Here is a 20,597-nt window from a genome sequence, read left to right on the forward strand (position 1 = left end):
AACGGCCGTGAGGCTCGTCATTCTTGTGGACCGCCGCCGACTATCTGAATTCCGGCCACCCGTTGGGGTTAATAGAAATCCAGTCGGACAGGTCCCTCCATACGACCGCGGTGCCCCCTCGGTTGTGGTGGTCAGTCCTTCTTGGCCGCGGTCCGGTCCTCCTTGATCAGGGTGGCGAGGCGGGAGAGGCCGTCGGCCGCGTATCCCTCGTCGATCGCCCGGTCCAGGAGGGTCTGGAGCGGCTCGAACAGCTCGGTGCTCAGGCCCTGTTGGGTGAAGGCGTTCAGGAAGTTCGGCAGCGCGGCCTGGTTGACCGCCAGGGACGACACGTCCGTGAGGTGCCGCCCGGAGTCCAGCGCCTCGGCCATGCCGGGCACGAGGCCGGCCGTCATCGCGTTGATCCAGTCCTTGAGCAGGGGCGCGAACTCGCGGGCCGGTACGCCTCCGCTGCCGATCAGGGCGTACGCCTGGGCGACGCCCATCACCATGCCGTACATGCCGGTGAGCAGGGACAGGTCGTACAGGGCGGCGGCGCCCGGGTCCTTGCCGACCCACTTGGTCTCCGCGAGGGCCGCGAGCGTGGGCCGGTGCGTCTCGTACGCCTGCTCGTCGGTGCCGCTGTAGAGGATGTACGCGCCGGGCGTGGCGATCATCTGCGGGACGGCCATGATGCCGCCGTCGATGTACGCGATGCCGTGCTCGGCCGCCCAGTCCGCGAACTCCCGTGCCTGGTCGGGGGTTCCGTTCGTGAGGTTCACGAGGGTGCGGCCGGCGAGGGCGGGCGCCTCGGGCTCCAGAAGGGCGCGGACGCGGTCGTTGCTCGTGAGGCAGACGATGACGAGGGGGGCGGCCTCGACGGCTTCCGTGACGGTCTCGGCGGGTCTCGCGCCCTGGGCGGCCAAGGGGCCTGTTTTGGCCGCGGTGCGGTTCCATACGGTGGTGTCATGGCCCGCCTTGAGCAGAGCGGAGGCCAGGGCCGTACCCATGAGGCCGAGGCCCAGTACGGCTACGGAATTGTTCTTCTCGGGCATGACGGCTCCTCGGGAGGCGTGGCGTGTTTTCCGCGTACACCTCGATCCTCGGGCTGCCCTTGGGACGCGACAAGTACTGACTAATTAGTGCGGTACTTACCGAACGGTGTGTGGGCCGAATCGGAAAAGGCGGCGGTGTGCCGGTTGGTGGCGGGATGCGGAACCGTGCTGTGCTTAATCGTCGTCTGTGCCACGGGTGTTGCCGCGCGCGGTGCCCGTGGACCGTCTGGAGAGAAGGGTGGAGGGTGGCGATGGCGTCTCTCGCGGAGCTGCTGCGGGAGCTGAAGGAGCGGTCGGGGCTCAGCTACGGGGTGCTGGCCAAGCGGCTCCATATGAGTACGTCCACCCTGCACCGGTACTGCAACGGCGACGCGGTGCCGGTGGACTTCGCCCCCGTGGAGCGGTTCGCCCGGCTCTGCAAGGCGTCGCCCGAGGAACTCGTCGAGGTCCATCGGCGGTGGATCCTGGCGGACGCGGCGAAGGGGCAGAAGGCCGAGCCCCGGCCGGAACCGGAACCGGAACCGGCACCGGAAGCGGAAGCGGAAGCGGGGCAGGGTCCGGAGGCTGAGGCCGCTGTTGCCCACCGCCCCCTCAAAGCGGGAAGGCGGCGCCTGGTCACGTTGGTCTCCGCGGCCGCCGGGGTCGCCGTCATCGGGGTCGGCTCCGTGGCCCTCGCCATGAACGGCGACGACGGCGGGCCCAAGCGGAACGACAAGGCCGCCGCCCCTGCCCACCCGAGCGCCGCCCCGGACGGCGGGGACGGCGAGGGCGAGGGAGACAAGGACCGGAGCGACGGCAAGGGCACCAAGAAGGGGGGCGGTCCCTCCGCGTCGCCGTTCAAGAAGGGCAGCCCCCCATCGGGCGCGCCCCGGGCCAGCGGTGGCGGACGCGGCGGCAACGAGACCTCGTCCGCCGGGGGCTCCGCGACCGACGACCTCGTCGAACCGCTGACGACACGCACCCGCCCGTACGTCTACGAAGACGCCTGCACCCAGCACTTCCTGGTCAACCGCAAGGCCCATGAGGTGCCGCAGCCGCCGTCCGAGCAGGACGCGCCCGCCTGGGTGGCCGACCTCGGCGCCGTCTCGTCCGGCGAGCAGTTCATCGAGGTCACCGTGCAGGGCATCGGCGAGGAGACCGTCGTCCTCCAGGACATGGACGTCCGTGTGCGGAGCACCAGCGCGCCGCTGGCCTGGAACGACTACGCGATGGAGACCGGCTGCGGCGGCAAGGTGAACACCAAGTCCTTCGGCGTCGACCTCGACGACAACGCGCCGCGCACCACACCCAAGGGGGGCCAGCGGGACTTCCCGTACAAGGTGAGCGAGAACGACCCCGAGGTCTTCTACATCAAGGCGCACACCACGTCACACGACGTCCGCTGGTACCTGGAGCTGGAGTGGTCGAGCGGCAAGCGGCACGGCACGCTGCGCGTCGACGACCAGGGCAAGCCGTTCCGCACCAGCGGCCGGGAGGAGCGCCCCTCGTACGGCTGGCCGCCCGGCAGCTCGAAGTGGTACCGGCAGCTGGACAGTTGAACTGTCACTAAGAGGGCTTAGGGTGCGGGCAGAGCCGTCCGAGCCGAAGGAGCCGCCGCCATGACCGTCACCGAGCCACCCCGAGCCGCCGCCCCCATGCCGCCGCTCGCCGCGCGCGCCGCCGCGGTCGGAGGTTCGCCGGTACGGGACATCCTCGCGGTCACCGCGCGGCCCGAGGTCATCAACTTCGCGGGCGGCCTGCCCGCCCCCGGCCTCTTCGACGGCGAGGGCATAGCGGCCGCCTTCCGCGCGGTCCTCGCCGAGATACCCGAGCGGGCGCTCCAGTACTCGACGACCGAGGGCGAGCCCGCCCTGCGTACCGCCATAGCCGCGCGCACCTCCGCGCGCGGGCTCGCGACCGCCCCAGACGACGTGCTGGTCACCACGGGATCGCAGCAGGGCCTCTCGCTCCTCGCGACCGTGCTGGTGGAGCCCGGCGACACCGTCCTGGTCGAGGACCCCTGCTATCTGGCGGCGCTCCAGGCCTTCGCCTTCGCGGGCGCGCGCGTGGTGCCGGTGCCCTGCGACGAGTCCGGCATGGACCCGGCCGCCCTCGACGAACTCGTCGCCCTGCACCGGCCGAAGCTGCTCTACACCGTGCCCACCTTCCAGAACCCGACCGGCCGCACCCTGCCCGCGGGGCGGCGCGCGGCGGTCGCCGGGATCGCCGAGCGGCGCGGGGTGTGGATCGTGGAGGACGACCCTTACGGGGAGCTGCGGTTCGAGGGGGAGCGGGTGCCGTGGATCGCCACGTACCCGGGGGCCCAGGAGCGCTCGGTCCTGCTCGGGAGCTTCTCCAAGGTCATGGCGCCGGGGCTGCGGCTCGGCTGGCTGCGGGCGCCGGGCGCGCTGCTGCGGGCCTGTGCGGTGGCCAAGCAGGCGGCGGATCTGCATACGCCGACCGTCAACCAGCTCGCCGCCGCACGGTACTTGGCGGACTCGGATCTTGACGCGCACGTCGCCCGTGTCGCGGGGGTCTACCGCGAGCGGCGGGACGCGATGCTGTCGGGCCTCGCGGAGGCGTTGCCGGAAGGGTCCGGCTGGGGGCGGCCCGAGGGTGGCATGTTCATCTGGGCGCGGCTCCCCGAGGGATGGGACAGCGGGGAGTTGCTGCGGCGGGTCGTCACGCACGACGTGGCGTACGTCCCGGGTGCGCCGTTCTTCGCGGGTGCGCCGGACGTCTCCACCTTGCGGCTGTGCTTTGTGACGCAGTCCCCCGACGAGATCGCCGAGGGACTGCACAGGCTCAGGGGCGCGCTGGTGGGGTGACTTCTGCGACCTCAGAGGCGCTCGGGGGTCCGGATGCCCAGCAGGGCCATGCCCTTGTGCAGGGTGCGGGCCGTGATGTCGCACAGGAACAGGCGGTTCTCGATCTGGGCCGGGGTGTCCGCCTTGAGGACCGGGCACTTGTCGTAGAACGAGGTGTACAGCGACGCCAGCTGGTAGAGGTACGCGGCCAGCTTGTGCGGGGCGTACTCCGCGGCGGCCTCCGCCAGCGTGTCGCCGAAGGCGTCCAGGTGGAGGCCGAGCGCCCGCTCCGCCGGGGCGAGTGCGAGCTGCGGGTGCGCCACCGGGCCCGACTGCGCGCCCGCCTTGCGCAGGATCGACTGGATACGGGCGTACGCGTACTGGAGGTAGACGGACGTGTCGCCGTTCAGGGACACCATCTGGTCGAGGTCGAACTTGTAGTCGCGGTTCGCCGACGTCGACAGGTCCGCGTACTTCACGGCGCCGATGCCGACCTGGAAGGCCCGCTCCTGGATCTCCTCCTCGGTGAGGTCGCGCGCCTTCTCCCGTACGACCTCGGCGGCGCGCTGTACCGCCTCGTCGAGCAGGTCCTCCAGGCGCACCGTCTCGCCCTCACGCGTCTTGAACGGCTTGCCGTCCGCGCCGAGCACCGTGCCGTAGCCCATGTTGTGGGCCGTGACGTCGTCGTTCAGCCAGCCCATCCGGCGGGCCGCCTCGAAGACCATCTTGAAGTGCAGCGACTGGCGTACGTCCACCACGTACAGCAGGGTCGTGGCGTGCAGGCCGAGGACGCGGTCGCGGATCGCCGAGAGGTCCGAGGCCGCGTACCCGAAGCCGCCGTCGGCCTTCTGCACGATCAGCGGGACCGGCTTGTCGTCCTTGCCCTTGATGTCGTCGAAGAACACGACGAGCGCGCCCTCCGAGCGGACCGCGACACCCGACTCCTCCAGGAGCCGCGCCGTCTCGGCCATCATGTCGTTGTACGCGGACTCGCCGACGATCTCGTCGTCGCGGACCTCCATGTCCAGCTTCTCGAAGACCGAGTAGAAGTAGACCTTCGACTCGTCCACGAAGCGCTGCCACAGCTCCAGCGTCTCCTTGTCGCCGGACTGGAGGGCGACGACCCGCTTGCGCGCTCGGTCCTTGAACTCCTCGTCCGCGTCGAACACCGCGCGCGAGGCCTTGTAGACGCGGTTCAGGTTGCTCATCGCCTGCTCGCCGTCGACGTCGGCGGCGGGGGCCAGCTGGCCGGGGTTCTCGATCAGGTACTGGATGAGCATGCCGAACTGGGTGCCCCAGTCGCCGATGTGGTGGCGGCCGATCGTCTTCTCGCCCGTGAAGTCCAGCATGTGGCGCAGGGCGTCACCGATGACGGCGGACCGCAGGTGGCCGACGTGCATCTCCTTGGCCACGTTCGGCTGGGCGTAGTCGATGACCGTCGTGCCCGCCCGCGGGTTCAGCGGGACGCCGAGCCGGTCGCCGTCGGCGGCACGGGCCGCGAGCGTCTCCAGGATCGCCTTGTCGGTCACCGTCACGTTCAGGAAACCGGGGCCCGAGACCTCGATGTCGGCGAGCAGGTCGCCGCTCTCGATCCGGGACACGACCTGCGTGGCCAGCTCCCGCGGGTTGCCCTTGAGCTTCTTGGCGAGCGCCAGGATGCCGTTGGCCTGGAAGTCGGCCCGGTCGCTACGTCGCAGCAGCGGGTCCGCGGAACCGGCCTCCGGCAGGGCAGCCGAGAGGGCGTCCGCGAGGCGCTGGTGGACGGAGTCGGTGAGGGACGTGACCGAGGCCATGAATGGGTGCCGTTCTGCTCGGGTGCCTGGGCGTGCTGAAGCTACAGAAGCCGAGTATCCCACGCGGTGAAAAGCGGTTTTCGCGGTTACGGGGCGACCTGGGAGAATGGCTGCGTCAAGCGGTACTCACGTACTCACGTAGAAGAAGAAGGGCGTGCCGATCGTGGCTCAGAGCACCGATACCACCGACTGGGTCTCCCGCTACGCGGACGAGGTCATCGCCGAGTCGGAGCGTCGTGCCCCGGGCGCGAAACAGCACGGCACCGCCGGACCGGCGATCGTCGTCGCCTCCGGCCTCTCCCCCTCGGGCCCGATCCACCTCGGCAACCTCCGCGAGGTCATGACCCCGCACCTGGTCGCCGACGAGATCCGCCGCCGCGGACACGAGGTCCGCCACCTGATCTCCTGGGACGACTACGACCGCTACCGCAAGGTGCCGGCCGGCGTCCCCGGCGTCGACGAATCCTGGGCCGAGCACATCGGCAAGCCCCTCACCTCCGTGCCCGCCCCGGCCGGCTCCGCGTACCCGAACTGGGCCGAGCACTTCAAGGCCGCCATGGCCGAGGCGCTCACCGAGCTGGGCGTGGAGTACGACGGGATCAGCCAGACCGAGCAGTACACCTCGGGCGCCTACCGCGAGCAGATCCTGCACGCGATGAGGCACCGCGGTGACATCGACGCGATCCTCGACCAGTACCGCACGAAGAAGGACCCCGCCAAGGCCGGGCAGAACGGCAAGGGCAAGCAGCAGCAGAAGCCGGTCGACGAGGCCGAGCTGGAGGCCGCCGAGGGGTCCGGCGCGGCGAGCGAGGACGACGGCAGCGGCGGCAGCGGCGGGTACTACCCGTACAAGCCCTACTGCGGACAGTGCGAGAAGGACCTGACCACCGTCACGTCGTACGACGACGAGTCCACCGAGCTGGTCTACACCTGCACGGCGTGCGGCTTCGGCGAGACCGTGAGGCTGAGCGAGTTCAACCGCGGCAAGCTGGTCTGGAAGGTCGACTGGCCCATGCGCTGGGCGTACGAGGGCGTCGTCTTCGAGCCGAGCGGCGTGGACCACTCCTCGCCCGGTTCGTCGTTCGTCGTCGGCGGGCAGATCGTGCGGCAGATCTTCGACGGCGTGCAGCCGATCGGCCCGATGTACGCCTTCGTGGGCATCAGCGGCATGGCGAAGATGTCGTCCTCCAAGGGCGGCGTGCCGACCCCGGCCGACGCCCTGAAGATCATGGAGGCGCCGCTGCTGCGCTGGCTGTACGCGCGCCGCAAGCCCAACCAGTCGTTCAAGATCGCCTTCGACCAGGAGATCCAGCGGCTCTACGACGAGTGGGACAAGCTGGCGGCCAAGGTCGCCGACGGCTCCGCGCTGCCCGCCGACGCGTCCGCGCACTCCCGCGCGGTGCGCACCGCCGCCGGTGAGCTGCCGAGCACCCCGCGGCCGCTGCCGTACCGCACGCTGGCCTCCGTCGCCGACATCACCGCCGGTGCCGAGGACCAGACGCTGCGGATCCTGCGCGACCTCGACCCCTCCGCGCCGCTGACCTCGCTCGACGAGGTCCGGCCGCGGCTGGACCGCGCCGAGAACTGGATCACCACGCAGGTCCCGGCGGACGCCCGCACGATCGTGCGCTCCGAGCCCGACACCGAGTTGCTGTCGTCCCTGGACGACGAGTCGCGGGACTCGCTGCGGCTGCTCCTTGAGGGCCTGGACGAGAACTGGTCCCTGGACGGCCTCACGCACCTGGTGTACGGCGTGCCGAAGGTGCGGGCCGGGTTCTCGGCGGACGCGACGGCCAAGGAGCTGCCGCCGGAGATCAAGGTCGCGCAGCGGACGTTCTTCGCGCTGCTCTACCGGCTGCTCGTGACCCGGGAGACGGGTCCGCGGCTGCCCACGCTGCTGCTGGCCGTGGGCGCCGAGCGGGTGCGCAAGCTGCTCGGCGCGTAGGGCCTGTCCGGCGGATCATGCCGCGGGCCGCGGGGTCTGGCACTTCCCCAAGCTCTCGGCTTCGCTCGAGCAGGGGAGACCCCATCACTGCGGCGTGTGTCGTTGCTTCGCGACGGCACGGCCCCCACCCGTTCGCGTATCAGGGGCGTCGTCGGTGGCGGCGTACGGCGAAGAAGGCCAGCCCGGCCATGACCGCGAGGGCGGCGGCGGTGATGGTGACGGTCGCCGGGGTCCAGTCGTCGCCCGTGGACCCGGTGGACCCCCTGGCCGCCGTGGCGCACTCGGGACGGGGTGTCGCGCCGCGCGCCTCGACCGTCACCCTGCCGTTCGTCCGCGCCTCGTCGGGCGGCACCGGCTGGTCGAAGCGCAGGGTGTGGCTGCCGGGCTCGGCATCGCAGCGGACCATGGCCCGGCCCTTCCAGGAGACCTTTCCGGAAGGGGCCAGTCTCACCGGCCGCGCGAAGGCGTCGGAATGGACGGTCACGCGGTGGTCGTCGTCCATCTGGTCCATCAGTTCCGGGTTCAGAACGGACAGCGTGACGCTCTCCCCGGGTGCCACCGAGCCGGGTGTGACGCTGAGTTGACCCTTTTCACCCGCCTCCGCGGCGGCGCTCGGAATTCCCGCCAGTGAAAGGGCGAGGGCGAGCGCTCCAGCGGCCGCGGCGAGTTTACGTGGCATAAGGTGCAGTCCTCGGGTTCGGCCGGCCGGCGTTCATTTCCGGTTCGCTGGGTCCGTTCTTTGCGATCTTAACCAGGGGGAGTCTGGACACCCGCCGACCTCGGGTGTTCCAGCAGAAAGGCAAGAGTGCGCATTTCCCGTTGGGCCAGGGCCCTCACCATGGGGATAGGCGGCGGATTGCTCGCCGTTTCGGCGGCCGGCGCTTCCGCCGCGACGCTGGACCCGCCACCACCGGGCCCGTCAAAGGACAGTGAAAGCACGGCCGTTCCGAAAGAGAGCGGCGAAAAGTGGGGGGCGGCGGCCGCGGAGCGGTTCTGGACCGCCGAGCGCATGGAGTCGGCGACTCCGCCGGAACCGGTGACGGGGAGTGCGGGGGACGCGGGAAGTGCGGGGAGTTCCCCGGCCGCTTCCGCCTCCCCGGCCGCGTACACCGCTGCCGCGCCTGCCGCCGCGCCTGCCGCCGCGCCTGCCGCCGCGCCGGCTGTCGCGCCCGCCGCCCCGACCGCCGAGACCGGCTACGCGGGCTCCAAGACCATCGGCGTCCTCTACTTCGTCGACAAGGACATGTCCACGCACAACTGCACGGCCAGCGTGGTGCACAGCCCCAAGGGCAACCTCATCCTCACCGCGGGGCACTGCGGCAACGGCGACAAGTACGCCTTCGTGCCCCAGTACCGCACCGGCAAGACCCCGGCGCAGCAGCCCCACGGCATCTGGGCGGTCGACCGGGTCTTCCGGGACCCGCGGCACACCGACCGCGGCCCCGGCTCGGACCTCGACTTCGCCTTCGCGACCGTCAAGGCCGACAAGGACGGACGGCAGGTCGAGCAGGTCACCGGCGCCAACACGCTGACGCGCACGCCCGGTTACCGGGTGGCCGTCACCGTCATCGGCTACCCCTCGGCCAGGAACGCCCCCAGGGACCAGGCCATCAAGTGCCGGGTGAACACCACCCGGCTCTCCGGATACAAGCAGCTGCGCATGGAGTGCGGCGGCTTCTACGGCGGCACGTCCGGCAGCCCGTGGCTGATGGACTACGACGAGCGGACCGGGACCGGCAAGGTCGTCGGCAACCTCGGCGGCGTCGGCGGCGGAGGGGCGACCGACTCCGTCTCCTACGCGCCGTACTACGACGGCGAGGTGTTCAAGCTCTACGACGACGCCGTCAACGACGCCGCCGTGGTCGAGCGGCCCCCGCTGCCCGCCTCACTCGGCACCGGCGAGACCTGGCAGCACGCCAAGCGCACGGCGAGCGGCGACTACACCGGTGACGGCAAGGCCGACCTCCTCGTGGTGTGGGACGACGGCGAGGTCACCCTCCGCCCCGGCGACGGCAAGGGCGGCTTCACCGGCGAGCGCCGCCTGAAGAAGGCCAACGCCACGTGGAAGCACGCCACGACCATCACCGGCGGCGACTTCACCGGCGGCCCGCTCTCCGACCTGATCGTGCGCTGGTCCGACGGCGAGGTCACCCTGTACCGGGACGTGTCCGCCGACGGCCTCGGCAGGGAGACCAAGCTCGCCGCGGCCCGTTCCGTGTGGACGCACGCCGGACAGATCACCGCGGGGCGCTTCAGCGGGGACAAGCGGCTCGACGACGTGGTCGTGCGGTGGAGCGACGGCGAGGTCAGCCTCTACGCCGACGTGGACGGCGGCGGCTTCAAGAGGGAGACCCGGCTTCAGCGGGCCAACGCCACCTGGAAGGGCGCCACCCTGCTCACCAGCGGCGACTTCACCGGCAACGCCTCCTGGGACATCGTCGTCCGCTGGGCCGACGGCCGGCGCTCCCTCTACCAGGACGTGAGCAAGAGCGGCCTCGGCAAGGAGACCCGGTGGAAGACCTCCGCCGCCTTGTGGAAGCACGCCAAGGCGGTCACGGCGGGCGCCTTCACCGCCAACGGCCGGCCCGACGACCTGCTCGTACGGTGGAGCGACGGCGAGGTCACCCTCTACGCCGACACCACGACGAAGCCCGGCCGGGAGATCAACCTCGTTCCGCCGAAGGTCTCCTGACCCGGACCGGGTGCTCCGCGGCTACGCGATGTATTCCGCGCCCGCGTCCAGGTCCTGCTGGTAGCGGGAGCGGAAGTCGCGCAGGTACGGGCGCAGGGTGCTCTCCGTGAGAGGGCCGCCCGCCTGGCCCGTCACGCCGTACAGGTCCATCAAGTAGAGGCTGAACTGGCGGGCGTTGGGGTAGTCGCCCAGTTCGCTGACGTACTTGCGGAACGCCATGAAGTACGCCTCTTCGCGGCTGAGGTCCTCCGGGAGCCCGAGGACGTCGGCCTCGGCCTCGGGCTCGGCCTCGGCTTCAACTTCGGCCTCGGCTTCGGGCTCGGGTTCCGTGGGGGCCTGCGGCTGCGGCGCCTCGTGGGGCTCGGGCGTCTCGTCGCCGTGCGGTCCGTGGTCGTCGTAGGGCGCCTGCTCCTCGTACCACTGGTCGTACGGCTCCTCGGGGGCGTACGACGCGGGGTGCCGGGCGAACCACGGGCTCGTGTGCGGCAGGGCGTCCGCCTCGGGCTGCGGCTCGGGCTGCGGTTCGGGCCGGGTCTCGGGCTGCGGCGCGGGGTCCGGCTGGGGGCGGCGCGAGGCCTGGGGGAGTTCCTGCTGCGCGGGCGTCGTCAGCTCAGGCTGCCGGGGGACCGGGGGGAGCAGGGCCGGTTCGATGCCGGCGGCGGCCAGGCCCGCGGGGGCGGTCTCCGCCAGGGGGACGCCGTAGCGGGCCAGGCGCAGCGGCATCAGCGACTCCACCGGGGCCTTGCGGCGCCAGGCGCGGCCGAAGCGGGAGCGCAGCCGGGCCTGGTAGACCAGGCGTTCCTGCTCCAGCTTGATCACCTGGTCGTAGGAGCGCAGCTCCCACAGCTTCATCCGCCGCCAGAGCAGGAACGTCGGCAGCGGCGACAGCAGCCACCGCGTGATCCGTACGCCCTCCATGTGCTTGTCGGCGGTGATGTCGGCGATCCGGCCCACCGCGTGCCGGGCCGCCTCGACCGCGACCACGAAGAGCACGGGGATCACCGCGTGCATGCCAGTGCCGAGCGGGTCGGGCCAGGCCGCCGCGCCGTTGAAGGCGATCGTCGCGGCCGTCAGCAGCCATGCCGTCTGGCGCAGCAGCGGGAAGGGGATGCGGATCCACGTCAGCAGGAGGTCCAGGGCCAGCAGGACGCAGATGCCCGCGTCGATGCCGATCGGGAAGACCACCGAGAAGCCGCCGAAGCCCTTCTTCTCGGCCAGCTCGCGCACGGCCGCGTACGACCCCGCGAAGCCGATCCCGGCGATGACGACCGCACCGGCGACGACCACCCCGATGAGTATCCGGTGCGTGCGTGTCAGCTGCATCGCGGCCACCCGCGAACCCCTCCCTGTTCAGCCTGTATCGGCTCGTTGCGAGCGACAGCCTGGCACATGTGTGCGGACCGCCTGACGGCCGGTACGCCAAGAGCCCGGCCCCAGGGGGCCGGGCTCCGTCAACTGCTGTGCCTGCGCGGCTGGTTCAGGACTTGGACTTCGGCTTGTCGCCGGCCGACTTGGAGTCGTCGGCCTTGGAGTCGTCCGCCTTGGGGTCGTCCGACTTCGAGTCCCCCGCCTTCGGCTCGTCCTTCTTCGCGTCGTCCTTCTTCGCGTCGTCGGACTTGGGCTTCTCGCTCGAACCGGACGGCGCCTTGCCGCCGCCCTCGTTGGCGGAGACGACCGAGGCCGCGGCCTCCTTCGCCGCCTTCTGCGCGGCCTTCGACAGGTCACCGGCGTCGGGGGACTTGTCGCCCGCGAGGCCCGCGCCGTTGTAGTCGATCGTGACGACCGCGTTCTCCACGCGCGTCACGAACGTCTGCTGCTTGAAGGTGTCCTTGTCCTTCTTCAAGTCGTATCGCACGAGCGTCGCCTGGTCGCCCACGCCCTGCACCGGCTCCGCCTTGACGCCCTTGGCGTCCTTGATCGCCTGGGCGTCCGCGACCTGCTTGGCGAAGTTGTCCTGCGCACGCTTCGCGCCGCTGCCGAGCGAGGCGTCCGAGTCGAAGCGCATCAGCGAGACGCGCAGCCAGCGGAACTGGGAACCGTCCACGCCGTTGTTGTCGAGACTGTCCCACGAGCAGCTGCCGCGCAGCGCCGTGTCCGTGGACGTGCCGGCCTTGCCCTTGTCCTTGGCCTTCGGCACCAGGTCCGCGAGCGTCTTCTTCGACAGGACCTCGCAGGGCTCGGGAAGCTTGCTGTACGCGGCCTTCTCCACGCTCGCGGGCTTGTCCCCGGGCTTCTTCGAGGCCGAGGCCTTCGAGCCCGTGTCCTTCTTGGCCCCCTCGGAGCCGGAGTCGGAGCCGGAGTCGGAGGAGCAGCCGGAGGCGACGAGGATCACCGGTACGGCGGCCGCGCAGACGATGATGCGGCTGAGGCGCTGTCGCTGTCGCTGTGCAGGTCGGTGCATGGTTCCTTCACTCAGTTCGTCTCGTGACGTCCAGTTCGTCTCGTGACGTCGTCGGGTCCGAGGGGCCACGGTACGCGCATGGGGCGGCGGGTGGCTCGATTCACCGGAGCCCGGACCCCGCCGGGGCCCGCCGCGACCGGCGGCTACTCGTCGAACGCGCCCGCGAGCGACTCGGCCAGTTCCTGCGCCTTGTCCTGCATTTCCTTGCTGTCGGGGACGTCCGTGCGGCGGCCGGGCTGCTCGTCGTACTCGATGGTCACGATGACGTTGGACGTGCGGAACACCACAGTCACGGTGCGGTGTCGGGTGGCCGAGGCGGCGGTCGTGAGGGCGTCGTCGAGGAAGGCCTCGTCGCCCAGGTCGTCGAGGGTGCGGGGTTCGAGGCCGGCGGGCGGGGTGGCGGGGGTGGTGCTGGGCGCGGTGGCGTCCGCGTCGCCCTTGCCGCCCTTCTTGCCGTCCTTCTTGTCGCCCTTCTCGGACTTGCCCGACTCACCGGACTTGCCCTTGTCGTCGTCGCGGCGCGCGGTCCTGGCGGCCTTCCCGTCCTGGGCCACTCCGCCTTGGGCCTTGTCGCCCGCCGCGTCGTCGGACTCCTTCGCCGAGCGGGTGCCGGAACTCTCGCCGTCCTCCTCGTCCCCGGGCTCGGAGGAAGCGGGCCGGGAGAGGTCCGCGCCCCGGAGCTTGGTCGCGTAGACCTCCGCGGCGCGGTCGTCGTCGCTGACCGTGCTGTCGTAGGAGACGACGCGCTCGAAGTCGAGGAGGAGGCGGTGGGAGGCGCCGGACGACTCCACCTTCCAGCTACAGCCGACGCGCCGGTCGGTGTCGTACGTGACCGCGGGCGTGCCCTCGTACGCCTTCTCGCGCTGTTCGCCGTCGTCCATCTCCTTGAGGCCGGGCAGCATCGCGTCGAGCGTGCCGGGCTCGACCTCGCCGCAGGGCTCGGGGAGCGTGCGGTACCTGCCGGGCTCGGCGGCGGCGGCCGAGCTGCCGCTGTCGCCAGGCTTGGAGTCGTCCGACGCGTCGCCCGTGCCGGAGCCTGAGGTGCAGCCGGCGAGCAGCGCCGCGAGTAGCGCGGCGACACCGGGTAGGTAGACCTTCCGCTGCACCGTGATGGCTCCTCTCGTGGGGGATATTCGGTTGCCGCTGGTGGGCGACCGGTGGACACAATGTCTATCGCACGCGCTGCCGTGGACGCCGGTCCGATACCCCTTTCGTTGACCTTGGCTCCGGTATTTGCGCTTCAGATGCTTCTAGGCTTGTAGTGGATTACGGGGGAAAGAGGGCGATATGTCGTATGTAGAGGTTCCGGGTGCGAAGGTGCCGATCCGGATGTGGGCCGACCCGGCGGCGGTCGAGGAATCGGCGATGCGCCAGCTACAGAACGTGGCGACGCTGCCGTGGATCAAGGGACTGGCCGTCATGCCGGACGTCCACTTCGGCAAGGGCGCGACGGTCGGCTCGGTGATCGCCATGCAGGGCGCGGTCTGCCCGGCGGCGGTCGGCGTCGACATCGGCTGCGGCATGTCGGCGGTCAAGACCTCGCTGACCGCCAACGACCTGCCGGGGGATCTGTCGCGGCTGCGGTCGAAGATCGAGCAGGCGATTCCGGTGGGGCGGGGCATGCATGAGGACCCCGTTGAGCCGGGGCGCTTCCACGGGATGGCGACGGCGGGGTGGGACGACTTCTGGTCCCGCTTCGACGGGGTCGCCGAAGCGGTCAAATTCCGTCAGGAACGAGCCGCGAAGCAGATGGGAACGCTTGGTTCGGGCAACCACTTCATCGAATTCTGTCTCGACGAGTCGGGCTCGGTGTGGCTGATGCTGCACTCCGGTTCGCGGAACATCGGCAAGGAGCTGGCCGACCACCACATCGGCGTGGCCCAGAAGCTCGCGCACAACCAGGGCCTCGTCGACCGCGACCTGGCCGTCTTCATCGCGGAGACCCCGCAGATGGCGGCGTACCGCAACGACCTGTTCTGGGCGCAGGAGTACGCGAAGCACAACCGCGCCGTCATGATGGCGCTCTTCCAGGACGTGGTCCGCAAGGAGTTCCGGAAGGCGAAGGTGACCTTCGATCCGGTGATCTCCTGCCACCACAACTACGTCAGCGAGGAGCGGTACGACGGGATGGACCTGCTGGTCACCCGCAAGGGCGCGATCCGGGCCGGCGGCGGTGACTTCGGGATCATCCCCGGCTCGATGGGCACGGGCTCGTACATCGTGAAGGGCCTCGGCAACGAGGCGTCCTTCAACTCGGCCTCCCACGGCGCCGGCCGGCGCATGAGCCGGGGCGCGGCCAAGCGCCGCTTCTCGACGAAGGACCTGGAGGAGCAGACGCGGGGCGTCGAGTGCCGCAAGGACTCGGGCGTCGTGGACGAGATCCCGGGTGCGTACAAGCCGATCGAGCAGGTCATCGATCAGCAGCGTGACCTCGTCGAGGTCGTGGCGAAGCTGAAGCAGGTCATCTGCGTCAAGGGGTGACCGCGGGCCGCCCGGCCGCCGCGGGGGCCGGGCGATCCGTCAGGCGCCGCCGTCGCGTTCCGCCGCGTGGCGGGTGCGGGCGGCGGTGAGGGCCTTGTCGAAGTCGCGCTGGGTGTCGTCGCACCAGTGGAGCAGGTCGGCGAGGACGCGCTGGAGGGTTTCGCTGGGGCTGTCGCGCCAGCCCTCCTCCGAGAGCGTGTACGCCTGAAGCGCTTCGGCCGCCCGGCGGGAGGCGGCGTCGTGGCGGGAGGCCGCGTCGCGGGGGGAGGCGGCGTCGTGGGGCGGGTTCGGCATCAAAGCTCCCTGTGCACCTTGGTGTTGGAGGCCTGCGCCCGGGGGCGGACCACCAGCAGGTCGATGTTGACGTGGGGCGGGCGGGTGACCGCCCAGGTGATCGTCTCCGCCACGTCGTCGGCCGTGAGCGGCTCGGCGACGCCCGCGTAGACCTTCGCGGCCTTCTCGGCGTCGCCGCCGAAGCGGGTCAGCGCGAACTCCTCCGTCCTGACCATGCCGGGCGCGACCTCGATGACGCGGACCGGGGTGCCGACGATCTCCAGGCGGAGGGTCTCGGCGAGGACGTGCTCGGCGTGCTTGGCGGCGACGTATCCGCCGCCTCCCTCGTACGTGCCGTGCCCGGCGGTCGAGGAGAGGACCACCACCGTGCCGTCGCCGCTCGCGGTGAGCGCGGGCAGCAGGGCCTGGGTGACATTCAGCGTGCCGATGACGTTCGTCTCGTACATCCGGCGCCAGTCGGCGGGGTCGCTCGCGGCGACGGTGTCCGCGCCGAGCGCGCCGCCCGCGTTGTTCACCAGGACGGCGATCTTCTTGAACGCCGTCGCGAAGGTGTCCACCGCCGCGCGGTCGGTGACATCGAGCGCGTACGCCATCGCGTCGTGCCCCGCCTCGGTCAGCTCGGCGGCGAGCGCCTCGATGCGGTCCTTGCGGCGCGCGGTGAGGACGACGCGGTAGCCGGCGGCGGCCAGGCCGCGGGCGGTGGCGGCGCCGATGCCGCTGCTGGCCCCGGTGACGATCGCGATGCGCTTGGCGGCGGCGGTCATGGTGCGCTCCTTGGTCGTGGGGCGGGTCCTTGGAGGCCGAGGCGGGCCTGTGCCCGTGATGTTCGCCCGTCCGTGAGCCAGGATAGGCGGGCTGCTCAGCGGGCTCGCGGGGCGTACATGATCACGGCCATGCCCACGAGGCAGATCAGCGCGCCGACGACGTCCCAGCGGTCGGGGCGGTAGCCGTCCGCGACCATGCCCCAGGCGATCGAGCCCGCGACGAAGACTCCGCCGTACGCGGCGAGGATGCGGCCGAACTCGGCGTCGGGCTGAAGCGTGGCCACGAAGCCGTACACGCCGAGCGCGATGACGCCGGCGCCGATCCAGGCCCAGCCGCGGTGCTCACGGACGCCCTGCCAGACGAGCCAGGCGCCGCCGATCTCGAAGAGGGCGGCGAGGACGAAGAGGAGGGCGGAGCGGGCGATCAGCATGGGGGACAGGGTGGCATGGCTGGCGTGGGCGCCTTGGACTGGCGGGGCAGCTTGGCGTGCCCGTCCCCTGCGTTGCGGGGGAGTTCCCCACCCACCCGCCCCCGCCCGTACGGCACCTCACCCGGTGCCGCGAGACGGGCGGGCGGGTGGCGAAGCATCCGCCGCGAAACGGCGGGACAGGGTCGCCCCAACGGCGAGGTGCTGGCAATGGAGTAACGCCAGGCCCCCTGCGTCGCGCAAGGCGCCGAGCAAGGTCAGCCGGTGCTCAAGGCGAGGCGCCAGTCGTTGCAGGGGTGCCAGTTCCCCTTCGGGTACTCGATGGTCGACTCGCCCCGCAGGGTGAAGCCCGCCCTGCGGCACACCCCGTTGGACGCCCCGTGCCCCGTCGCGGGGAACGCGTGGAGGAAGGCGTGGCGCCCCGCCGCCCTCGCCTCCTCGGCGACCAGCCGCGCCGCGCCCACCGCGACTCCCCGGCCCTGGAACTCGGGCAGGACCCCCCACCCGGTCTCCCAGACCGCCTCGCCCTGCCAGGTCGTCTCCCAGTACCCGATCGCACCGGCCGTCTCGCCGCCCAGCGTGATGCGGAACATCCGGCCCCCGCCGGTGGGGCCGTCGAGCCCGCCGAGGCGCAGATAGCGCAGATGGCGGTCCGCGAGCTTCTCGGGCGTCTCGGGGCCGCCCAAGTGCTCCGTCATTTCGGGGGTGTTGAGGCCCGTAAGGAGTTCCAGGCCCCCCTCGTCCGACCAGGGTTCGAGGCGCAGGTCCGGCTGCTGTGATCGCTCCATGCCCTCACGCTAAGGGCGGGGTCCGACAACGGAACCTGCTCACCGGCCTTGACGCACCCCCACGACTCGTACTTGCACCACCAGGACTTCTGCTGAGAGACCCCTGATTTACTTCGATCTGCCTCGACACCTCGATGAGGGTCAGGCCGGGACGCCTCCCGTAACTCGCGCAGCCCTGTGGCGAGCTGGCATCGGTGGACCGACTGAGGGACCAGCTTCCTCTTCAGTGCCGTGGAGGCAGTCAGTCCATCCACCCGTTGGCGGACAACCCGAACGGGCCAACTTAGCCAAATTCACTGCCTAGTTGCTCTTCGCGTCGGCACTCTTGCGTAGGACGCCCCATACGCCGCACGGTCCGGCGTGCGTGCCGTTCGCCGAGGAGCCCCCGGTTCCGCCGACGTGTTGGGAGGTCTTTTATGCCCCGGAACACGCTGCTTCGGCAGTTACTCGAAGAGCGCCACCTCACGACCTACGCGGCGTTCGAGGTGCAGTTCTCCCGCGCGGCCCGGATCCTGGCCAAGGAGGCGGGTGACCCTCGGCTGGCCTCGGTCGCGGTCTCATCGCGACAGTTCGACCGGTGGATGAGTGGGGAACTGAAGCAACTTCCCCGCCCCGACACGTGCCGCATTCTGGAGGAGTTGCTGGGCAGGGCTGCCCGCGACCTGTTTGCTTCCGCCTCGGCCTATCCGCTGGGCGCCCCAGAACCTCTACCTGCGGACGTTCCGGCTTCTCCCCAAGCAGGCCCGCCTGCCAACGACGAAGACCCGGCGGAGATCGTCGCCCGAGGCCGCCAGCTGGCCTGTGGCAACGTCGACCAGACCACTCTGTCCTTTTTCGCCTCCCGGATCGAGGGGATTACCGAGCGATACGAGAAGGACGGACCGGACGGCCTGTGGGGACAGACGAAGAGCCTGCGCAGCATGGGGCATACTCTGCTCGCCGGTCAGCAACCTCCGTCCGCACGCAGGGAACTGTTCCGGATCACCGCACGCGCCGGCGGTCTGCTCGGCTACATGGCGGTGAATACCGGCGCGTTCCCCCCTGGCTGAGGCGTACTGCGCCGAAGCGCTGGAACTGAGCCGGGCGATCGGCGATCTCGAAACCGAGATGTGGGCCTCCGGCACCCAGTCCTTCGCGGCGTACTACACAGGCCGTTACGACGAGGCCGACGCGCGGGCCGCCGCCGCAGTGGACCGGGCGCCGAACCACCCGCAGGCCATCCGACTCCTGGTCAACGGCCGGGCCCGGGCGCTCGGCAAGCTCAGTGACCGGCATCAGGCCGAGCGGGCGATCGGGCAGGCGCTGGAGCTTTCCGACCGGCATGACGTGGCCCCCGGCCTGACCTCCTGCATCTCCTTCCTGCCGTATGGGCGGGCCCGCACCTTGGCCAATGCGCTGACCGCCCGTGTCGCTCTGCAAAACACCGGGCACGTGCTGCGAGACGCCGAGGACCTCGACGACTTGGTCGAGAAGTCCGACTCCGTGTGGAGCCGCTCGCTGGTCCGCCTCGATGTGGCCACCGCGGTGCTTCAACAGCAAGCACCGGACGTGGAGCACGCCATGTTCCTCGGGCAACAGGCGATCACTCTGGCCAGCCCGCTGCCTATCAGCTCGGTGCGGCAACGCTCTCGGGACCTGTACGAGCGAGCAGCCCCTTGGCGGTCCCGGCCGGCGGTGCGTGAGTATGGCGAACAGCTCCAGGTCTGGGGCCGTCAGCTCCCGCCTGCCGAGGCGGGGTGATCACAAAGGAGTTCGCCGGGTGCCTTGGCCGCAGATCCAGCTCAGCGCCGACCCCGCAGCCTTCCCTGCCCACCCGCCGGCCGACCTGAGGGACCCGGCGGTGATCACGGCGCACGACCAGGCCGCCTTCGACGCCGTGGAGACCATGGTCGATCACTGGGACCGGCCCGGCTGGACGGCACAGACCCGGGCGTACTACTGGATGCTCACCTTCTCCGACAGCCCAGCGCTGACCGACCTCGCTCTTCGCTGCCAGCAGCATCTCGCGCCGCTCGGCCTTGACCCGGTCCCTGACGACGGGTTGCACATCACGCTGACACGCGTCGGTTCCGCAGCGCTACCGCTGCCCCGTCTCGATGACGTCATCAGCGTGGCGGCCCCGCTTCTCCCGGCAGCCTTCCGCCTGCGGGCGGTCCCGCTCGCGGGTTCTCGGGGAGCCGTACGCCTGACGGTCGCCCCTTGGAGCCCGGTACTGGCGCTGCACGCCGCCCTCAGCGAATCCATGGCTCCGTTGGGGCTGGCACCCCGCAAGCCGACCGCGCTGTTCCGCCCCCACCTGAGCCTGGCCTACAACAACCGGCCACGCCCCGCTGCCCCGGTCATCGAGGCCGTCATCCCACTCCGGGGCCTTGCACCACTCGATCTGCACGTCCAGGAAGTGCAGTTGGTGGAGCTGCGACGCGAGGACCGCGCCTATCGGTGGGATGTCGTCACGAGCCTGCCGCTCAGCTGACCGCCGCCTTCCCGCGCGGCAGGACGGCAACGACCGCCTTGCCGACGGCGGTGGTCTCCACGTACCACCGACGTGCCAGCGTCTGCACCAGCCATAGCCCACGGCCGGACTCGGCAAGCGGATCGGCAGCCGTCTCCGACAGGTGCACACGACCGTCGTCAGGCTCCGGGTCGTGGACCGCGACGACGACCTGGTCCCCGTCGATCTCGATGGTCAGACAGTCAGGGCCGGCAGTCGTGTGTCGCACGGCGTTGCCTACCAGCTCGGATACGACCAGCACAGCGTCGTCCACGCAGGGGGCGACGTCGGCCAGCACGGTACGAACCCGGTCACGGGCCGGGGCGAGTGGCTCGCACCGACCGGCCAGGGCCATCCAGTGCGTGTGCGGACGGTGGCCTGCCGGGCTTGAGTCTTTCTGCATCGCGGTCGCTCTTCCGGTCGTACGAATGGGCGTGACCCCACAGGTTCCGCTTGTCCGCAACGCGTCTCCACGCCGTCCGACCGACCCTTCTCCGCCGTCCAGACGGCGGGGAGACGGCGTGTCGACGGCGTGGAAACGCCCCTCCCGCAACGGGAGCCTCGAAGCCGACGGCCAGCCCTCTCCAGGGGCGTCCGAGTCGCCGACTTCGCGTAGAGGAGGTCACCGTTCCCGCCCCCGTACGAGCTACCTACCGGCTCCGCCTCGCTGTGCCAGAGGGGACGGATCAAGGTCACCTCTGCG

Annotated in this window: 19 protein-coding genes; 8 read left to right on the forward strand and 11 right to left on the reverse strand. The window is 70.8% G+C overall.

Features of this window, described 5'->3' with window-relative positions; genetic code table 11:
* Positions 1–131: 131 nt before the first annotated feature.
* Positions 132–1,031: an NAD(P)-dependent oxidoreductase gene (locus IG54_RS0130295; RefSeq protein ID WP_030791739.1), complete on the reverse strand. Its 900-nt coding sequence runs from the start codon at positions 1,029–1,031 to the stop codon at positions 132–134.
* A gap of 251 nt (positions 1,032–1,282) precedes the next feature.
* Between IG54_RS0130295 and IG54_RS0130300 the strand changes: the two genes are divergently transcribed.
* Positions 1,283–2,569, forward strand: coding sequence for a helix-turn-helix domain-containing protein (locus tag IG54_RS0130300; protein WP_030791743.1), 1,287 nt, complete (start codon positions 1,283–1,285; stop codon positions 2,567–2,569).
* Between the two features lie 60 nt (positions 2,570–2,629).
* Positions 2,630–3,838 (forward strand): PLP-dependent aminotransferase family protein, encoded by a 1,209-nt coding sequence (locus IG54_RS0130305; RefSeq protein ID WP_030791746.1) that lies wholly within the window; start codon positions 2,630–2,632, stop codon positions 3,836–3,838.
* Between the two features lie 11 nt (positions 3,839–3,849).
* On the opposite strand, the gene argS is transcribed toward IG54_RS0130305, so the two are convergent.
* Positions 3,850–5,610 carry an arginine--tRNA ligase gene (argS, locus tag IG54_RS0130310; RefSeq protein WP_030791749.1) on the reverse strand — a complete coding sequence of 587 codons (1,761 nt, stop codon included), beginning with the start codon at positions 5,608–5,610 and terminating at the stop codon, positions 3,850–3,852.
* Positions 5,611–5,764: 154 nt separating this feature from the next.
* Between argS and lysS the strand changes: the two genes are divergently transcribed.
* Positions 5,765–7,555 carry a lysine--tRNA ligase gene (gene lysS, locus IG54_RS0130315; protein ID WP_030791752.1) on the forward strand — a complete coding sequence of 597 codons (1,791 nt, stop codon included), beginning with the start codon at positions 5,765–5,767 and terminating at the stop codon, positions 7,553–7,555.
* Between the two features lie 139 nt (positions 7,556–7,694).
* On the opposite strand, the gene IG54_RS0130320 is transcribed toward lysS, so the two are convergent.
* Positions 7,695–8,234, reverse strand: coding sequence for a hypothetical protein (locus tag IG54_RS0130320; protein ID WP_158708955.1), 540 nt, complete (start codon positions 8,232–8,234; stop codon positions 7,695–7,697).
* A 330-nt stretch (positions 8,235–8,564) separates the two neighbouring features.
* Between IG54_RS0130320 and IG54_RS39730 the strand changes: the two genes are divergently transcribed.
* A complete protein-coding gene (locus IG54_RS39730) occupies positions 8,565–10,247 on the forward strand; it encodes a trypsin-like serine peptidase (RefSeq protein WP_234336399.1) in 1,683 nt (560 codons plus the stop codon).
* A gap of 21 nt (positions 10,248–10,268) precedes the next feature.
* On the opposite strand, the gene IG54_RS0130330 is transcribed toward IG54_RS39730, so the two are convergent.
* The 3 genes from IG54_RS0130330 to IG54_RS0130340 form a co-directional block, all read right to left on the reverse strand.
* The gene (locus tag IG54_RS0130330) at positions 10,269–11,570 is read right to left on the reverse strand and encodes a DUF2637 domain-containing protein (protein ID WP_420712299.1); all 1,302 of its coding nucleotides are present in this window, start codon (positions 11,568–11,570) and stop codon (positions 10,269–10,271) included.
* Positions 11,571–11,724: 154 nt separating this feature from the next.
* A complete protein-coding gene (locus IG54_RS0130335; RefSeq protein ID WP_063756280.1) occupies positions 11,725–12,648 on the reverse strand; it encodes a DUF3558 family protein in 924 nt (307 codons plus the stop codon).
* Between the two features lie 143 nt (positions 12,649–12,791).
* Positions 12,792–13,754 carry a hypothetical protein gene (locus tag IG54_RS0130340; RefSeq protein WP_030791767.1) on the reverse strand — a complete coding sequence of 321 codons (963 nt, stop codon included), beginning with the start codon at positions 13,752–13,754 and terminating at the stop codon, positions 12,792–12,794.
* 181 nt (positions 13,755–13,935) lie between these two features.
* On the opposite strand from IG54_RS0130340, the gene IG54_RS0130345 reads away from it, so the two are divergent.
* Positions 13,936–15,129: an RtcB family protein gene (locus IG54_RS0130345; RefSeq protein WP_030791770.1), complete on the forward strand. Its 1,194-nt coding sequence runs from the start codon at positions 13,936–13,938 to the stop codon at positions 15,127–15,129.
* A gap of 39 nt (positions 15,130–15,168) precedes the next feature.
* Here IG54_RS0130345 and IG54_RS0130350 read toward each other — a convergent pair whose 3' ends face one another.
* The 4 genes from IG54_RS0130350 to IG54_RS0130365 form a co-directional block, all read right to left on the reverse strand.
* Positions 15,169–15,423: a hypothetical protein gene (locus IG54_RS0130350; protein ID WP_051820161.1), complete on the reverse strand. Its 255-nt coding sequence runs from the start codon at positions 15,421–15,423 to the stop codon at positions 15,169–15,171.
* Positions 15,423–16,187: an SDR family NAD(P)-dependent oxidoreductase gene (locus IG54_RS0130355; protein ID WP_030791776.1), complete on the reverse strand. Its 765-nt coding sequence runs from the start codon at positions 16,185–16,187 to the stop codon at positions 15,423–15,425. Before IG54_RS0130355 ends, IG54_RS0130350 begins: the two co-directional genes overlap by 1 nt.
* Positions 16,188–16,282: 95 nt before the next feature.
* A complete protein-coding gene (locus IG54_RS0130360; RefSeq protein WP_030791779.1) occupies positions 16,283–16,618 on the reverse strand; it encodes a YnfA family protein in 336 nt (111 codons plus the stop codon).
* Positions 16,619–16,872: 254 nt separating this feature from the next.
* The gene (locus tag IG54_RS0130365; RefSeq protein WP_030791781.1) at positions 16,873–17,403 is read right to left on the reverse strand and encodes a GNAT family N-acetyltransferase; all 531 of its coding nucleotides are present in this window, start codon (positions 17,401–17,403) and stop codon (positions 16,873–16,875) included.
* A gap of 416 nt (positions 17,404–17,819) precedes the next feature.
* On the opposite strand from IG54_RS0130365, the gene IG54_RS43175 reads away from it, so the two are divergent.
* From IG54_RS43175 to IG54_RS0130375, 3 genes are read left to right on the forward strand one after another with little or no spacing between them, the layout of a single operon-like run.
* Positions 17,820–18,452 carry a hypothetical protein gene (locus IG54_RS43175; protein ID WP_051820163.1) on the forward strand — a complete coding sequence of 211 codons (633 nt, stop codon included), beginning with the start codon at positions 17,820–17,822 and terminating at the stop codon, positions 18,450–18,452.
* Between the two features lie 58 nt (positions 18,453–18,510).
* Positions 18,511–19,143: a hypothetical protein gene (locus IG54_RS43180; RefSeq protein ID WP_051820164.1), complete on the forward strand. Its 633-nt coding sequence runs from the start codon at positions 18,511–18,513 to the stop codon at positions 19,141–19,143.
* Between the two features lie 19 nt (positions 19,144–19,162).
* Positions 19,163–19,876, forward strand: a complete 714-nt coding sequence (locus IG54_RS0130375) for a 2'-5' RNA ligase family protein (RefSeq protein ID WP_030791783.1) — start codon at positions 19,163–19,165, stop codon at positions 19,874–19,876.
* Here IG54_RS0130375 and IG54_RS0130380 read toward each other — a convergent pair.
* On the reverse strand, positions 19,869–20,297 hold the full coding sequence (locus IG54_RS0130380; RefSeq protein WP_078594703.1) for an ATP-binding protein: 429 nt from the start codon (positions 20,295–20,297) through the stop codon (positions 19,869–19,871). The genes IG54_RS0130375 and IG54_RS0130380 overlap by 8 nt on opposite strands.
* Between the last annotated feature and the right edge of the window lie 300 nt (positions 20,298–20,597).

Source organism: Streptomyces sp. NRRL S-920 (assembly GCF_000717945.1).
In the GTDB taxonomy this organism is placed as follows: Bacteria; Actinomycetota; Actinomycetes; order Streptomycetales; family Streptomycetaceae; genus Streptomyces; species Streptomyces alboniger.

Coding starts and splice junctions, on each gene's coding strand:
- IG54_RS39730 (WP_234336399.1), top strand. CDS start 8,565: ATGGAGTCGGCGACTCCGCCGGAACCGGTGACGGGGAGTGCGGGGGAC.
- IG54_RS0130355 (WP_030791776.1), bottom strand. CDS start 16,187: ATGACCGCCGCCGCCAAGCGCATCGCGATCGTCACCGGGGCCAGCAGC.
- IG54_RS0130350 (WP_051820161.1), bottom strand. CDS start 15,423: ATGCCGAACCCGCCCCACGACGCCGCCTCCCCCCGCGACGCGGCCTCC.
- IG54_RS0130330 (WP_420712299.1), bottom strand. CDS start 11,570: ATGCAGCTGACACGCACGCACCGGATACTCATCGGGGTGGTCGTCGCC.
- IG54_RS0130380 (WP_078594703.1), bottom strand. CDS start 20,297: ATGCAGAAAGACTCAAGCCCGGCAGGCCACCGTCCGCACACGCACTGG.
- IG54_RS0130345 (WP_030791770.1), top strand. CDS start 13,936: ATGTCGTATGTAGAGGTTCCGGGTGCGAAGGTGCCGATCCGGATGTGG.
- IG54_RS43175 (WP_051820163.1), top strand. CDS start 17,820: ATGCCCCGGAACACGCTGCTTCGGCAGTTACTCGAAGAGCGCCACCTC.
- IG54_RS0130365 (WP_030791781.1), bottom strand. CDS start 17,403: ATGGAGCGATCACAGCAGCCGGACCTGCGCCTCGAACCCTGGTCGGAC.
- IG54_RS0130320 (WP_158708955.1), bottom strand. CDS start 8,234: ATGCCACGTAAACTCGCCGCGGCCGCTGGAGCGCTCGCCCTCGCCCTT.
- IG54_RS0130300 (WP_030791743.1), top strand. CDS start 1,283: ATGGCGTCTCTCGCGGAGCTGCTGCGGGAGCTGAAGGAGCGGTCGGGG.
- IG54_RS0130305 (WP_030791746.1), top strand. CDS start 2,630: ATGACCGTCACCGAGCCACCCCGAGCCGCCGCCCCCATGCCGCCGCTC.
- IG54_RS0130335 (WP_063756280.1), bottom strand. CDS start 12,648: ATGCACCGACCTGCACAGCGACAGCGACAGCGCCTCAGCCGCATCATC.
- argS (WP_030791749.1), bottom strand. CDS start 5,610: ATGGCCTCGGTCACGTCCCTCACCGACTCCGTCCACCAGCGCCTCGCG.
- IG54_RS0130360 (WP_030791779.1), bottom strand. CDS start 16,618: ATGCTGATCGCCCGCTCCGCCCTCCTCTTCGTCCTCGCCGCCCTCTTC.
- IG54_RS43180 (WP_051820164.1), top strand. CDS start 18,511: ATGTGGGCCTCCGGCACCCAGTCCTTCGCGGCGTACTACACAGGCCGT.
- IG54_RS0130295 (WP_030791739.1), bottom strand. CDS start 1,031: ATGCCCGAGAAGAACAATTCCGTAGCCGTACTGGGCCTCGGCCTCATG.